This window comes from Gluconacetobacter johannae, from assembly GCF_014174305.1.
In the GTDB taxonomy this organism is placed as follows: Bacteria; Pseudomonadota; Alphaproteobacteria; order Acetobacterales; family Acetobacteraceae; genus Gluconacetobacter; species Gluconacetobacter johannae.
Window position 1 is genome coordinate 1 of record NZ_JABEQH010000006.1, and the last position, 15,810, is coordinate 15,810.

Sequence of the window (15,810 nt, forward strand, 5' to 3'; positions counted from 1 at the left end):
CGGCGCGCTGGACACGGCGCGCGCCCGCCCCTGGCCGACCGACCGCGCCGCCGCCGCCCAGGCGCTGCGCGACCTGGCCGCCACGGGCTGGCATGGCCCGGTGGTCTATGTCTCGGACGGCCTGGCCGGCCCGTCCGATGGCGCGTTCGCCACCGCGCTGGCCGCCATCGGGCCGGTGCGTACCCTGCGTGCGCCAACGCCCACCCTCGCCGTGCTGCGCCCCGCGCCGCCTGCCGATGGGGCGCTGGCCGTCGCGGTCGCGGCCGTGCCGTCCCCGCATCCGCGCCGCATGACCGTCCGCGCCGAAACCGCCGATGGCGGGGTCCTGGGGCTGGTTCCCGTCCCGCTGCCGGCAGGCGACGACCATGCCGACGCCTCGGTGGCGATGCCCGCCGAACTGCGTAACCGGATCGACCGGCTGGTGCTGGAGGACATGAGCGGCCCGGCCGGGGTCCGCCTGCTGGACGAAGGCGACCGCAGGCGGCCGGTCGGGCTGGTGTCCGTGGGGGGCACGGATACGCCGCTGGTCGGTCCGCTTTTCTACCTGCGCCGCGCGCTGTCGCCCACCGCCGAGATCCGCGAAGGCCGGGTCGCGACCCTTCTGGCGCGTCCGCTTTCGGTGCTGATCGCCCCGGACGGCGCGCTGGGCGACCCCGAAACCCGGCGCGCCGTGGCCGCGTGGGTCCGCAAGGGCGGCATGCTGGTCCGCTTCGCCGGCCCGCTGCTGAACCGCGCGACCGCGCCGGACACGCCGACCGATGCCCAGGCCCCGGACACGCCGCCGAACGCTCCGCCGCCCGCCCCCGCGGCCGCTCAGCTCGAAGACACGCTTCTGCCCGTCCCGCTGATGGAGGGCGAACGCCAGCTCGGCGGGGCCATGTCGTGGGGCAAGCCGCAACCCCTGGCCCCGTTCGCGGCGGCCTCGCCGTTCCATGGGCTGGCGGTGCCCGCCGACGTGACCATCTCGCGCCAGGTCCTGGCCCGCCCGGCCACCGACCTGGACGACCATAGCTGGGCGCGCCTGGCGGACGGCACGCCGCTGGTCACCCATGCCGCGCTGGGGTCGGGCGAGATCGTGCTGTTCCACGTCACCGGCACGGCGGACTGGTCCAACCTGCCGCTCTCCGGCCTGTTCGTCGCCATGCTGCGGCGACTGGCCGAGCGCGCCACGGGGGTCGAGGCCCCGGCGGATCACAGCCTGCTGGCCCCCTACATGACGCTGGACAGCGACGCGATCCTGGTCCCGCCCCCGCCGGGCGCCCGCGCCCTGCCCGCCGACGCGTTCGGCGCCACCCCGGCCTCGGCGGCGCATCCGGCCGGGTTGTATGGCCCGCGCACCGCGCGGCGCGCGCTGAATGTGGGCGATGCGGCGGGGCCGCTCGCGGCGCAGGCCGCCATCGGCCAGGTCGCGGATCTCGACGGGCAGGTCCACGATATCGCGCCCGGCCCGTGGCTGGTGGCGGCGGCCCTGCTGCTGCTGGTCGTCGATGCGATGGTCAGCCTGCTGCTGCGTGGCGGGCGGCTGGGCGGAAAAAGGCTGGGGGGCGGCCTGCTGCTGGTGCTGCTGTGCGGGATGGCGGCGCTGCCGGGGCCGCTGTCGGCCGCGACCGATCCCGATCGCGGGGCGCCGGTGCCGGGCGCGGCGCTGGAAACCCGGCTGGGCTATATCCTGACCGGGCACGACGACGTGGACACGGTCTCGCGCGAAGGGTTGCAGGGCCTGTCGAACTACGCCAACGCCCGGACCTCGGCCGTGCTGGGCCATCCCGACGGCGTCGTGCCGGAACGCGACGATCTGTCGTACTATCCCATGCTCTACTGGCCGGTGACGCCCGACGCGACGGTCAATCCGGCGCGGGCCGCCGCGCTGAACGCCTACATGCAGCACGGCGGCATCCTGATGATCGACAGCCAGGGCGTGGACCCCGCCACCGTCGCGCCGGGCGCGGCCGGCGCCGGTTTCGCGGCCCCCGCCCCCGGCACGGCGGCGGCCCTGCGCCGCATGACCCAGGGGCTGGATATCCCGCCCCTGACCCGGCTGGACGACCATCACGTGCTGGCCCACACCTTCTACCTGCTGCACGATTTCCCCGGCCGGTACGGCGGCCTGCCGGTCTGGGTGTCGCGCGAAGGCGACAGCGCGAATGACGGGGTCAGCCCGGTCATCATCGGCGCCAGCGACTGGGCGCATGCCTGGGCGGTGGATGCCCAGGGCGACACCCCCTACGCCACCACGCCCGACGGCGACACGCAGCGCACGACGGCCTATCGCTTCGGCGTGAACGCCGTGCTCTATGCCCTGACGGGCAATTACAAGGCGGATCAGGTCCATGTCCCCGCCCTGCTGAAGCGGCTGGGGGAATGACGATGCCCGGCCTGCCGATGATACGCCACCTGATGGGCCACATGATGGGATGGGCGCCCCTGGTGCCGATGCCGGTGCTGTACGTCCTGGCCGCCCTGGCCGTCGCCGCCGCCATCGCGGGGCTGGCGCGCCGGGCGCGGGGCACGCTGTGGCGGCTGGCGGCGGCGCTGCTGCTGCTGCTGTGGCTGGCGGGGCCGGAACGGATCCGCGAAACCGGCCAGCCCCTGCCGCAGACCGCCCTGCTGGTGGTCGACCAGTCGCCATCGATGTCCATCGGGCAACGCGCGGCCACGGCCCGCCAGGCAGCCGAGGCGATGCGGCAGGCGGCGGCGCGGGTTCCCGGCCTGACCGTCCGCACGGTCACGGTGCGCGACGGGCACGGCGACGGCACCCGCCTGTTCGCCGCCCTGGACCAGGCGGCCGCCGACATCCCGCCGGCGCGCCTTGCCGGGGCGGTGCTGGTGACCGACGGGCAGGACCACGACGTCCCGGCCACCATCCCGGACCATCTGCGCCCCGCCGACGCCGACGGACGCCGCACGACCCTGCCGCTGCATGTGCTGCTGACCGGGCGGGGCGAGGAGACCGACCGGCGCCTGCGCGTCCTTCAGGCTCCGCCCTATGCCATCGTCGGCCAGAACGCGACCGTGCGGGTGGAAATCGACGACCTGGGCCCCCACCCGGACAGCGACGGCCACGCCACGCTGACCCTGTCGCGCGGCGGCGAGGCCCCGTTGCACGAGGTGGTCCGCACCGGCGTGCCGCAGGACATCACGCTGCCGGTCACCCGGCCGGGGCCGCTGCTGGTCGGGCTGGCGGCCTCGACGCTGCCCGGCGAGGTCTCGACCGCGAACAACCAGGACGTCGTGCGGATCAACGGCGTGCGGGACCGGCTGCGGGTGCTGCTGGTGTCGGGCACCCCCAACCAGGGCGAACGGGTCTGGCGCCGCCTGCTGAAGGCCGATCCGTCGGTGGACCTGGTGCATTTCACCATCCTGCGCCCGCCCGACAAGGACGACGGCACGCCGCTGTCCGACCTCGCGCTGATCGCCTTCCCGGTGCGCGAACTGTTCCAGCAGAAGATCGGACAGTTCGACCTCATCATCCTGGACGGGTTCGAGAACCGGGCCATCCTGCCGCGCGCCTATCTGGACAACATCGCCAACTACGTGCGCGACGGCGGCGGCCTGCTGCTGATCGGCGGGCCGGAATTCCTCGGCCCCGGCTCGCTGCAGGACACGCCCGTGGGCGAGATCCTGCCCGCCCACGTGCCCGTCGAGGGCGGCCTGCTGGAACAGCGCTTCCGTCCCGCCCTGACCGACGGCGGACGCCGCCATCCCGTGACCGCCAGCCTGCCCGGCGCGGGCCTGGACGGACAGGGTGCGGACGGACAAGGTGCGGACTGGGGGCCATGGTACCGCACGCTGAAGGCCGATTCGGCCCACGGCCAGGTCCTGATGGACGGTCCCGACCATACCCCCCTGCTGGTGCTGGACCGGGTGGAGCGCGGGCGCGTCGCCATGCTGCTGTCCGACCAGATCTGGCTCTGGTCGCATGGCGAGGGCGGCGGCGGCCCGCAATCGGAACTGCTGCGCCGGATCTCGCACTGGCTGATGAAGGAGCCGGAGCTGGAGGAGGAACAGCTTACGGCCACCATCGCGGACGGCCGGATGCAGGTCGTCCACCGCACCGCGGCCCCCGCCGGCCCGCGCGCAGTCACCGTCACCGCGCCGGACGGTTCCACGCAATCCATCCCCCTGCGCGCCTCGGGCACCGGCCTGTCCGAGGCCACGCTGCCCGCGACCCTGCCGGGGATCTGGACCGCCGACGACGGCACGCACCGCGCCTTCGCCGCCCCGGCCACGACCGACCCGCAGGAATTCGCCGATTTGCGCGCCACCGCCACCCTGCTGGCCCCCCTGGCCACGCAGACCGGCGGCGCGGTGCGCTGGCTGGGCGATGACCCGGCGCACCCCGCCGCACCCGACCTGCGCCTGGCCGCATCGGGCACGTTGTCCGGTCCGGGCTGGATCGGCTTTCCGCACCGCGACGCCCGGATCGTGACCGGACGCAGCGCCCGGCCCCTGCTGCCCGGCTGGGCGGTGCTGCTGGGTGCCGGTTTGGCCCTGCTGCTGGCCTGGTGGCGCGAAGGCCGGGCGTGACGCCAGGCCGCGATCACAAGGCCGGCATGCGATTTCCATCGCGTCGCATGCCGATCTGGATTATGAAAAGAGGGCCGGATCCGCGTCCGGTGGCCAACCCGGCCCGTTTCCGCCGGACATCTGCGTCCCGACGGGCCGGATTCGACCCCTGTCACCGAGACGAGAAATGATTGTCAGAACCGGTATCCGCCTTCTGTTCCTCGCCCTGCTCAGCGGCAGCGCGGTCATGATCGCCCCCCTGCACATGGCCCATGCCCAGGATGCGGATGACGCACAGGCCGAGGCCGACGCGGCCGACGCCGCCAAGCAGGCCGAGGCCCGGCGCGCCGCCCGCGCCGCCGCCCCCCCGGCCGCGCTGCCCGGCGCGGTCTCCAACGAGGACGTCGGCGGCCACGCCAACACCGACCTGAACCCGACCCAATCCCTGTTCGACGCGATCAATCGCGGCAGCCTCGGCGCGGCGAAGGAAGCCCTGAACCGGGGCGCCGACATGGAAGGCCACAACGTCCTGGGCCAGACGCCGCTGGACATGGCCATCGACCTGAACCGCAACGACATCACCTTCCTGCTGCTGTCGATGCGCACCCTGTCCGACGATCACATGGCCGTCGCCTCGACCACCAATTCCGGCATCTCCATGCGCGGCGGCAACGGCCATATCACCATCAACGGCAACAACCGGGGCGGCCGGGGCGTCGTCATGGCCGCCGACCGGCGCTACGACCAGGGCGGGGGCACGGCGCGGCCCGAAGTCGGCTTCCTGGGCTTCGGCGGCAGCTGACCGAAGGCAAGGGCGGTTACCCTTGACCTACCAAAGGGCATTGCCCTTTGAAAACCCAGGACTTCATGAATGAATGGGATGCAAGGGCCTCGGCCCTTGCCGGGTTCGAGCAGAGCCCGACCTTCCTTCATGCGCCCTGGGCGATTTCCTCGGTCCGCAACGTGTCCAGCGGCGTCATCGTCCCGTCACGATCGAAATGCCAGAAGGTCCAGCCATTGCACGATGGCGCGTTGGTCAGCAGCGCCCCCAGCTTGTGAATCGACCCGCGCTGCGTCCCGCTGACCAGCGTCCCGTCGGGCGCCACGGTGGCGGACACGCGCTTCTGCCGGTCGGTGACGATGGTTCCCGCCGGCAGGATGCCGCGCTCGACCAGGCTACCGAAGGGAATGCGCGGGGTTTCGCGCCGGGCGGGGGTGGTCAGCACGCTGTCCAGCGGCACCGGGCGTTCGCGCCGGGCACGCCCGATCGCGGCCTCGGCGTAATCGGGATGACGCTCGATCCCGATATAACGCCGGCGCAGCCGCCGGGCCATCGCCGTGGTCGTTCCGGTCCCCGCGAACGGGTCCAGGACGATATCGTCCACGTTGGTTGATGCGATCAGGACCCGATGCAGCAGGCTCTCGGGCTTCTGCGTCGGATGCAGCTTCAGCCCGTGCGCGTTCCGCAGGCGCTCCCCCCCGGTGCATAGCGGCAGGTACCAGTCCGAGCGCATCTGCACGTCGTCGTTCAACGCCTTCATGGCCTGGTAATTGAAGCGATAGCGGCTGTCCGGCCCGCGCGCCGCCCAGATCAGGGTCTCGTGCGCGTTGGTGAAGCGCCGCCCCCGGAAATTCGGCATCGGGTTGGATTTGCGCCAGATCACGTCGTTCAGGATCCAGAATCCCAGATCCTGCAGAATGGCGCCGATGCGGAAGATGTTGTGATAGGACCCGATCACCCAGATCGTCCCGTCCTTACGCAGCAGCCGCCGCGCCTCGCCCAGCCAGGCGCGGGTGAAGCGGTCATATTCGGCAAGGTCCGAGAATTTGTCCCAATCGTCGTCCACGCCGTCCACGACGCTGTCGTCGGGCCGCCGCAGTTCCCCCCGCAACTGCAGGTTGTATGGCGGATCGGCGAAGATGCAGTCGATCGAGCCGTCCGGCAATGTCTGCATGACCTCGACGCATTCGCCGCGCAGGATCTGGTCGAGGGGGAGTTCCATCATCACCGCGCAGCTCATGACGCCACCCGCATCAGCGGATCGCCGTCGGAAACCAGTTCCAGAGAGAGCTGGCGCACCAGACCGAAACCGCCGCGATGATGGGGCGATATCCCTGCCCGGCACAGCGCGTCGCGATGCTGTACGGTGGCGTATCCGGCATTGCTGTCCCATCCGTAGGCGGGCCAGCGCCGCGCCAGACGCAGCATCAGCCGGTCGCGCACCACCTTGGCCACGATCGACGCCGCTGCGATCGACAGGCTTTCCCCATCGCCGCCCACCACGCACTGCGCGGGGCAGCCGAAATCGGGCGCGGCGTTCCCATCCACCAGGACCAGCTCCGGCATGACGGGCAGGCGCAACACCGCCCGCCGCATGGCCAGGAAGGCGGCCTGAAGGATGTTGATGCGGGCGATTTCGGCCACCGACGCGGCGCCCACCGCGATCTGCACGCCACGCGCGGCGTGCAGGGCCACATAGGCGCGTTCCCGCGCCGCCGCCGTCAGCTTCTTGGAATCGTCCAACTGGGCGGCCAGCTTCCGCGGCACACCCGCGCCGAACAGCACCGCCGCCGCGACCACCGGCCCGGCCAGCGGACCGCGTCCGACTTCATCCACCCCGGCGACCCGACCGCCATGCTGCGCCTCGCGCGTGTAATCCGGCATCCACCCCATCCCGAACCGGGGCGAATCGTGCGCCTGTCGCCCGATTCGCTCGCCGAATCACGTCATGAATGGATGGAAACCATTTTTACGCCGTGTTGTGCAAGATGCTGATTCTTCGCCGAGTCCTTTCAAACAGAAAAAAACCGTGCCGTGTGCGACTCGGCGGCGTGGATCAGCCCTTGGCTTTGCGGCGGGGAAGCAGGATCAGCCCCAGCAGCATGCCGACGAACGCGGCGATTCCCACGGACATCAGCGGACGGTCCTGGACGAACAGCACCGCCTTCTCCAGCCTGCTTTCGCCTTCCTCGTACAATTCGGCGAACTCCTGCCGCGCCATGCCGGCCAGTTGGTCCACCTTGCCTTCGGCCTGCATGCCCAGGTCGCCGGTCAGCCCGCCGGCGGCGTCCTTCAGGCGGCCGGCGCCTTCCTCGACCGCGCCCTTGGCCTTCTCGACGAAAGCGTCGTTCTTGAGTTCTGTCATGGTTCCCTCCTCTGTCGGGACGATGCCGCTTGGGACAAAACGACACGGATCGCCGACGGTTCCTGTGGCGTCTCCGCCACGAACGCTATCGCGACAGCCGCAATTCCGCCATCCGTGACAGGGCGTATTCCCCGCCGGGGCGGCGCATGCCAGCATCATGGCGCACGGGCGGAACTGTTACATTTTTATACCGACTATACGATGGATTTAACATCATTTGCCCGCACAGGTGCTAACACTGCGGCACGACGCCCGACGTCACAGATGGACGAGGAAGACCTGACTAAGATGGACAAACCGACACTGGCCCCGCCCGACCCGCCCGCCCAGGAAGCGCCCGGAGAGGAACGGGCAGCCGGACGCCGGAGCGGGTCGCGTCACCGGTATCTGCTGTGGGGCACGGCGCTGGTCGTGGCCGGCGTGGTGGCGGCGGCCTTCCTGCGCCCGCATGGCGAAAGTGGCCGGAGAAGCAGCGGCCGCCACGCGGCGCTGGACGTGCAGCCCGTCGCCGTGGCCACGGTCCGCGCGGGCGACATGCCGATCGAACTGACCGAACTGGGCACCGTGGTCCCGATCACCAACGTGACGGTGCAGACCCGCGTCGACGGCTACCTGATGAAGGTGCTGTTCACCGAGGGCCAGCACGTCCGGCAGGGCGACCTGCTGGCGCTGATCGACACGCGGCCGTACGAGGTGCTTCTGGCGCAGTACAAGGGCCAGCTGGCCGCCGACCAGGCCCAGCTTGACCAGGCACGGATCGACAATGCCCGCTACCAGAAGCTGATCCGCCAGAACAGCGTCGCCGCCATGACCGCCGTGGACCAGCAGTACAAGGTCGCCCAGCTGGAAGGCACGGTCAAACAGGACCAGGCGCTGGTCGACAACGAGAAGCTGCAGATCACCTATTGCCACATCATCGCCCCGGTCGATGGCCGCGTCGGCATCCGCCAGGTCGACATGGGCAATTACGTGACCGCCGGGCAGACCAACGGCCTGGTCATCCTGACGCAGATGCAGCCGATTTCCGTCATCTTCACCCTGCCGGAAACCGAACTCGGCCCCGTGGCCGAGCGGCTGCGTACCGGCGTCGCCCTGCCTGTCGAGGCCTGGGACAGCACGAACACCCGCAAGATCGCCGACGGCGCCGTCAGCGTGCTGGACAGCCAGATCGACACCTCGACGGGCACCGTACGCATGCGCTCGATCTTCCCCAACCAGGACGAAACCCTGTTCCCCAACCAGTTCGTCAACGCGCATCTGCTGGTGAACACCGAACACAACGTGCTGCTGGTGCCGGCGAACGCCATCCAGACCGGGCCGAACGGTCCCTTCACCTACGTCGTCAAGCCCGACGACACGGTCGAGGTCCGCGACGTCAAGACCGGCCATTCCCATGGCGACGTCGTGGTCGTGACCAGCGGCCTGAAGGCCGGCGAGTCGGTGGTGACCGACGGCACCGACCGCCTGCATGCCGGGTCGAAGGTGACCGTCCCCGCCGCCACGCCCGACGGCGCCGCGCCCGAGACGACGGACACGCATCCGCGACGCCGTCAGGGCCAGTCGGGCGCCAACGGCGCGCCGGCGTCCCCGGGCGGTTCAGGCGGATCAGGCCAGGGCCAGCCGTGAGTCTCGCCCGCCGCCCGACCCGTTTTCCCATGCCGGAGACCCGTGCGTGAATCCGTCCCGCCTGTTCATCGAACGCCCGGTCGCCACCACGCTGCTGATGCTCGCCATCATGCTGGCGGGGCTGCTGGGCTATCATTTCCTGCCGGTCTCGGCCCTGCCGCAGGTCGATTACCCGACCATCACCGTCCAGACCTTCTACCCCGGCGCGGGGCCTGACGTCATGGCGACGTCGATCACGGCGCCGCTGGAAACCCAGTTCGGCCAGATGCCCGGCCTGGACCAGATGACGTCGCAATCGTCAGGGGGGGCCTCGGTCGTCACCCTGCGCTTCGGCCTGACGATGTCGATGGACGTGGCCGAGCAGGAGGTCCAGGCCGCGATCAACCAGGCGGCCTCGCTGCTGCCCACCGACCTGCCCGCGCCGCCGATCTATGCCAAGGTCAATCCGGCCGACACGCCGGTGCTGACCCTGGGCATCACCTCGCGCACCCTGCCGCTGACCGAGGTCGAGGATTACGTCGATACCCGCCTGGCGCAGAAGATCAGCCAGATCTCGGGCGTCGGGCTGGTCACGCTGTCGGGCGGCAACCGCAAGGCGATCCGCGTCCGCGTCAACGTGCCCAAGCTGACCTCGTTCGGCGTCGATCTCGATACGCTGCGTACGACCATCACCAACGTCAACGTCAACTCGCCCACCGGCACGTTCGACGGGGCGCAGCGCGCCTCCACCCTGCGCGTCGATGGACAGATCGGCGGCGTCGCGCAGTTGATGAACCAGGTGATCGCCTATCAGAACGGCGGCCCCATCCGCATCCGCGACGTCGCCACCGTCGTGCAGGGGCCCGAGAACACGCAGCTCGCCGCCTGGGCGAACCGCACGCCCGCCCTGGTCCTGAACGTGCAGCGCCAGCCCGGGGCCAACGTCATCGCGGTCGTGGACAACATCAAATACGCCCTGCCGCAATTGCAGAAGGCCCTGCCGCCGGGCATCTCGATCACGCCGCTGACCGACCGTACGACGACCATCCGCGCCTCGGTCGCCGATGTCGAATTCGAACTGGTGCTGGCGATGGTGCTGGTCGTCGCGGTCATCTTCGTCTTCCTCCGCAACGTGCCCGCGACCATCATCCCCAGCCTGTCAGTGCCGCTGTCGCTGGTCGGCACCCTGGCGGCGATGTACATGCTGGGCTTCTCGCTGGACAATTTGTCGCTGATGTCGCTGACCATCGCGACGGGCTTCGTCGTCGACGACGCCATCGTCATGATCGAGAACATCGCCCGCTACATCGAGATGGGCGACGACCGCATGACCGCCTCCCTCAAGGGCGCGGGCGAAATCGGCTTCACCATCATCTCGCTGACCGTCTCGCTGATCGCGGTGCTGATCCCGCTGCTGTTCATGGGCGACGTGGTCGGCCGCCTGTTCCATGAATTCGCCATCACCCTGTCGGTGACGATCATCCTGTCCGCCGTCGTGTCGCTGACCCTGGTGCCGATGATGTGCGCCCGGCTGCTCAGCGAACGGCCGCACGGTCCAAACGCCCGCGGCTGGTCCGCCACCGTCGAGCGCTGGACCGAGGCCGTGATCGCCGCCTACGGCCGGGCGCTGACCGTGGTGCTGCGCCACCAGCCCCTGACGCTGCTGGTGTTCGTCGGCACGCTGGCCCTGACCGGCGTGCTGGCCTGGTCCATTCCCAAGGGCTTCTTCCCCGTGCAGGACACGGGCGTGGTCCAGGGGATCTCGGTCATGGCGCAATCGACATCGTTCGACGCGATGAAGGCCCGCCAGCAGCAGCTGGGCGACCGCATCCTGAAGGACCCCGACGTCGTCAGCCTGTCGTCGTTCGTCGGCATCGACGGGCAGAACATGACCCTCAACCAGGGCCGGTTCCTCATCAACCTGCGCCCGCATGACGACCGCGCCGGGACCGCAAGCCAGATCGCCGCCCGCATCCAGCAGGAGGTCGCGGACATCCCCGGCGCGCACCTCTACCTCCAGCCCGTGCAGGACCTGTCGCTGGACACCACCGTCGCGGCCACGCAGTACCAGTTCCTGCTGGAAAACCCGGACTACGACCAGTTCCGCACCTGGGTGCCCAAATTCGTCGCGGCGCTGCAGCGCGAACCCTCCCTGGCCGACGTGACCTCGGACCTCCAGGCCGAAGGGCTGGTGGCGCAGGTGACCCTGGATCGCACCACCGGCGCCCGCTATTCGATCACACCGCAGACCATCGACAACGTGCTGTATGATTCGTTCGGGCAGCGCCAGATCTCGACGATCTATACGCAGTCCAACCAGTACCGCGTCATCATGGAGGCCGATCCGGCCTTCCAGCAGGACCTCGCCTCGCTCGGCAAGCTCTACCTGCCGGGCATCAGCGGCAATGCCGGGGCCAGCACGTCCGGCCCGACCCGGTCGCCGACCTCGGGCCTGGTGCCGATGCGCGCCGTCACCACCCTGACGCACAGCACGGCGCCGCTGCTGATTACCCATGTGGGCCAGTTTCCCGCCACCACCATCTCGTTCAACGTGGCGCCGGGCTATTCGCTGGGCGCCGCCACCGACACGATCGACCGGGTCGAGCAGTCGATGCACCTGCCGGCCAGCTTCCAGACCTCGTTCCAGGGCACGGCGGCGGCGTTCCGCAACAGCCTGGGCAACGAGCTGTGGCTGGTGCTGGCGGCGCTGGTCGCCGTCTACATCGTGCTGGGCATCCTGTACGAAAGCTTCATCCACCCCATCACCATCCTGTCCACCCTGCCGTCCGCGGGCATCGGCGCGCTGCTGGCGTTGCAGCTCACCGGGGCTGGCCTGGACGTCATGGGCATCATCGGCCTGGTGCTGCTGATCGGCATCGTGAAGAAGAACGCGATCATGATGATCGACTTCGCGCTGGAGGCCGAGCGGGTCGAGGGCATGGAACCCCTCCACGCCATCCATCACGCGGCGCTCTTGCGTTTCCGCCCCATCCTGATGACGACCCTGGCGGCGATGCTGGGGGCCCTGCCCATGGTCATCGGCAGCGGCACCGGCTCCGAACTGCGCCGCCCGCTGGGGGTCGCCATCGTCGGCGGCCTGCTGGTCAGCCAGTTGCTGACGCTGTTCACCACCCCGGTCATCTATCTGCTGATGGACCGCATCAGCCTGCGCCTGCGCCGCCGCTTCGGCTCGGCCGGAAACCCCGATACCGGCAGCCCTGATGCCGCCGCGCCGGGGACGGCCATATGATCCGCCTGTTCGTCCTGCGGCCGGTGGCGACCACGCTGCTGACCGTGGCGCTGCTGATCGCGGGGACCATCGGCTATCGCGCGCTGCCGGTGTCCGACCTGCCGAACGTCGATTTCCCGGTGATCCAGGTCCAGGCCCGGCAACCGGGCGGATCGCCCGAGGAGGTCGCAAGTTCGGTGGCCGCGCCGCTGGAACGCCACCTGGGCCAGATCGCGGACCTGACGGAAATGACGTCGCAATCGACGCAGAACCAGGCCCGCATCACCCTGCAATTCGCCCTGACCCGCGACATCAACGGCGCCGCCCGCGATGTCGAGGCCGCGTTGCAGGCCGCCCGCGCCGACCTGCCGAGTTCACTGCGCCAGAATCCCAGCTATTTCAAGGCGAACCCCAACGGCGCGCCGATCATGATCCTGGCGCTGACCTCGGCCACCAGCACCATGCCGAAACTTTATGACCTGACCACCAACGTCCTGCAGCAGCATCTGTCGCAGGTCCGCGGCGTCGGCCAGGTCGAGGTCGGCGGCAGTTCCCTGCCCGCCGTCCGGGTCGAGATGAATCCGCTGCCGCTCTACAAGTTCGGCATCGGGTTCGAGGACGTACGCGCGGCCCTGGCCTCGGCCAACGCCAACACGCCCAAGGGCTTCATCGACCAGGACGGCCAGCGCTTCACGCTGGACACCAACGACCAGGCCCGCAGCGCGCAGGCCTATCGCGACCTGATTATCGCCTACCACAACAGCCGTCCGGTGCGCCTGTCCGACATCGCCACCGTCAATGACGGGGTCGAGGACGTCCGCAACGCCGGCTATTTCAACCGCCAGCCCGCCGTGCTGGCGATCATCTTCGCCCAGGCCGGGGCGAACGTCATCCACACCATCGACCAGATCAACGCCGAAATCCCCGCCCTGCGCGCGGCCCTTCCGCCCAGCGTCCAGTTGCACACGGTGCTGGACCGCTCGGTCACCATCCGCGCGGCATTGCAGGACACGCAGTATACGCTGGTCATTTCCGTGGCCCTGGTCGTGCTGGTGGTCCTGGCCTTCCTGCAATCGGCCCGCACGACGCTGATCCCTGCCGTGGTCGTGCCGACCTCGATCATCGCGACATTCGGGGCGATGCAGCTTCTGGGCTATTCGCTGGACAATCTGTCGTTGATGGCGCTGACCGTCTCGACCGGCTTCGTGGTCGACGACGCCATCGTAGTGATCGAGAATATCAGCCGCCATCTGGAATCCGGCATGGGCCGGCTGGAGGCCACGCTGCGCGGCGCGCAGGAGGTGGCGTTCACCGTCTTCTCCATCTCGGTCTCGCTGATCGCGGTGTTCCTGCCGATCCTGCTGCTGGGCGGGGTGGCCGGCCGCCTGTTCCACGAATTCGCGATGACGATGGCGACGACGATCATCGTGTCCATGGTCCTGTCACTGACACTCAGCCCGATGATGGCGGCGCTGCTGCTGCGCGCCCGCACACCCGCGCGCGACGCCGCCCGGTCGGCCCGGCCATGGCATTCTGCCGCGCGCGGGGTCGAACGCGCGCTGCACGCCATGCAGGCGGGGTACGGGCATTCGCTGGACTGGGCGCTGGCCCACCGGCGGATCGTCCTGCTGTCCCTGCCCTGTACCGTCGTCCTGATGGTGGCCCTGTTCGTCCACATGCCCAAGGGCTTCTTCCCCGACAGCGACACCGGCCTGCTGATGGGGCACCTGCAGGGCGACCAGTCCATCTCGTTCCAGGCCATGACCCAGAAGATCGACACGGTGCAGCGCGCGGTCCTGGCCGACCGCGACGTGGCCAGCGTGACCGGGTTCATGGGCGGACGCGGGTCGTCGAACCAGGCCAACATCTTCGTGGTGCTGAAGGACAAATCGCTCCGCGACGATCCCACCACGACGACGATCGCGCGCATCGACCGGCGCCTGCGCCGCATGGTCGGCGCACGGTTCTTCGCCATGGCCCCCGGCGCGATCCGGGTCGGCGGCCGGCAGAGCAACGCGTCCTACCAGTACACGCTGGAAGCCGACTCGGCGAGCGAACTGTACGACTGGACCCCCAAGCTGGTCGCGGCGCTGCAGAAGCATCCGCAGCTGACCGACATCTCCTCGGACGTGCAGCAGGGCGGATCGGCGCTGAACGTCGCCCTGGACCGCGACAGTTCGGCGCGGGTGAACATCACGCCCCAGCTGGTCTCCAACACGCTCTACGACGCCTACGGGCAGCGCGCGGCGTCGATCATCCATAACGCGCTGAACCAGTACCGCGTGGTGATGGAGGTCGAACCCCGCTTCTGGCAGGACCCCAACAGCCTGAAACAGGTCTGGGTCAGCGTCACCGGCGGCACCGCCGGGGGGGGCACGCGGTCGAACACCATCCGCGTCAAGACGACGGCCACCGCCACCACGGCCGCGAGCCTCAGCGCCCAGTCCTTCCGCAACCAGGTCGCCAACAGCCTCGCCGGGGGCAGCTCGGCCTCCAACGGCTCGGCGGTGTCGACCAATTCCGCGACGATGGTGCCGCTGGGCATCGTCGCCACCACCCAGCCGCAGCTGACCGCGCTGTCCGTCAATCACCAGGGCCAGTCGGTGGCCACGACGGTTTCGTTCAACCTGGCCACCGGCGTGTCGCTGGACCAGGCGGTCCGGATCATGAACAGCGAAATGGTCCGCCTGCACATGCCCCCGACCATCCATGGCGGCTTCGCCGGCAATGCCGCGCAGTTCCAGAAATCCGTCAATAACGAGCCGCTGCTGATCCTGGCGGCGCTGGCGGCGGTCTACATGACGCTGGGCATCCTGTACGAAAGCTACGTCCATCCGCTGACGATCCTGTCCACCCTGCCCTCGGCCGGTGTCGGCGCCCTGCTGGCGCTGGACCTGGCGGGCGAGGAATTCTCGCTGATCGCCATGATCGGCGTGATCCTGCTGATCGGCATCGTGAAGAAGAACGCGATCATGCTGGTCGATTTCGCGATCGAGGCCGAACGCGGCGGCCAGACGCCCCACGACGCCATCCGCACCGCCTGCCACCTGCGCTTCCGCCCGATCATGATGACCAGCCTCGCCGCCGCCCTGGGCGCGATGCCCCTGATCTATGGCAGCGGCTACGGATCGGAACTGCGCCGCCCGCTGGGCATCGCCATCGTCGGCGGCCTGCTCGTCAGCCAGGCGCTGACGCTCTACACCACCCCGGTGGTCTATCTCTATCTCGACCGCTTCGGCGCCTGGTGCCGGGCCCGATACCACTCCGCGACCGCCGCCCTGATGGGCCGGCGACGCCCCCTCAGCCAACAGGATGCCTGACCCG

9 protein-coding genes are annotated in these 15,810 nt (G+C 69.6%); 6 read left to right on the forward strand and 3 right to left on the reverse strand.

The window, feature by feature from the left end; translation table 11 throughout:
• The 3 genes from HLH21_RS05225 to HLH21_RS05235 all read left to right on the forward strand — a co-directional run.
• The coding region (locus HLH21_RS05225; protein ID WP_182942036.1) for a DUF4159 domain-containing protein at nucleotides 1-2,365 on the forward strand (2,365 nt) is incomplete at its 5' end.
• Between the two features lie 2 nt (nucleotides 2,366-2,367).
• Nucleotides 2,368-4,527 carry a VWA domain-containing protein gene (locus tag HLH21_RS05230; RefSeq protein WP_182942331.1) on the forward strand — a complete coding sequence of 720 codons (2,160 nt, stop codon included), beginning with the start codon at nucleotides 2,368-2,370 and terminating at the stop codon, nucleotides 4,525-4,527.
• A 166-nt stretch (nucleotides 4,528-4,693) separates the two neighbouring features.
• Nucleotides 4,694-5,308 carry an ankyrin repeat domain-containing protein gene (locus tag HLH21_RS05235; protein ID WP_182942037.1) on the forward strand — a complete coding sequence of 205 codons (615 nt, stop codon included), beginning with the start codon at nucleotides 4,694-4,696 and terminating at the stop codon, nucleotides 5,306-5,308.
• A 127-nt stretch (nucleotides 5,309-5,435) separates the two neighbouring features.
• On the opposite strand, the gene HLH21_RS05240 is transcribed toward HLH21_RS05235, so the two are convergent.
• The 3 genes from HLH21_RS05240 to HLH21_RS05250 all read right to left on the reverse strand — a co-directional run bounded on the left by HLH21_RS05240 (nucleotide 5,436) and on the right by HLH21_RS05250 (nucleotide 7,652).
• Nucleotides 5,436-6,512, reverse strand: coding sequence for a site-specific DNA-methyltransferase (locus HLH21_RS05240; RefSeq protein WP_281375010.1), 1,077 nt, complete (start codon nucleotides 6,510-6,512; stop codon nucleotides 5,436-5,438).
• A gap of 11 nt (nucleotides 6,513-6,523) precedes the next feature.
• A complete protein-coding gene (locus tag HLH21_RS05245; protein WP_182942039.1) occupies nucleotides 6,524-7,171 on the reverse strand; it encodes a ribonuclease HII in 648 nt (215 codons plus the stop codon).
• A 172-nt stretch (nucleotides 7,172-7,343) separates the two neighbouring features.
• On the reverse strand, nucleotides 7,344-7,652 hold the full coding sequence (locus HLH21_RS05250; RefSeq protein WP_182942041.1) for a CsbD family protein: 309 nt from the start codon (nucleotides 7,650-7,652) through the stop codon (nucleotides 7,344-7,346).
• A 288-nt stretch (nucleotides 7,653-7,940) separates the two neighbouring features.
• Between HLH21_RS05250 and HLH21_RS05255 the strand changes: the two genes are divergently transcribed.
• The 3 genes from HLH21_RS05255 to HLH21_RS05265 are packed head-to-tail and all read left to right on the forward strand — an operon-like array spanning nucleotide 7,941 to nucleotide 15,806.
• Nucleotides 7,941-9,278, forward strand: a complete 1,338-nt coding sequence (locus HLH21_RS05255) for an MdtA/MuxA family multidrug efflux RND transporter periplasmic adaptor subunit (RefSeq protein ID WP_182942043.1) — start codon at nucleotides 7,941-7,943, stop codon at nucleotides 9,276-9,278.
• Nucleotides 9,279-9,324: 46 nt separating this feature from the next.
• Nucleotides 9,325-12,507 carry an efflux RND transporter permease subunit gene (locus tag HLH21_RS05260; protein WP_182942045.1) on the forward strand — a complete coding sequence of 1,061 codons (3,183 nt, stop codon included), beginning with the start codon at nucleotides 9,325-9,327 and terminating at the stop codon, nucleotides 12,505-12,507.
• Nucleotides 12,504-15,806, forward strand: coding sequence for an efflux RND transporter permease subunit (locus HLH21_RS05265; RefSeq protein ID WP_182942047.1), 3,303 nt, complete (start codon nucleotides 12,504-12,506; stop codon nucleotides 15,804-15,806). Before HLH21_RS05260 ends, HLH21_RS05265 begins: the two co-directional genes overlap by 4 nt.
• The last annotated feature ends 4 nt before the right edge of the window (nucleotides 15,807-15,810 follow it).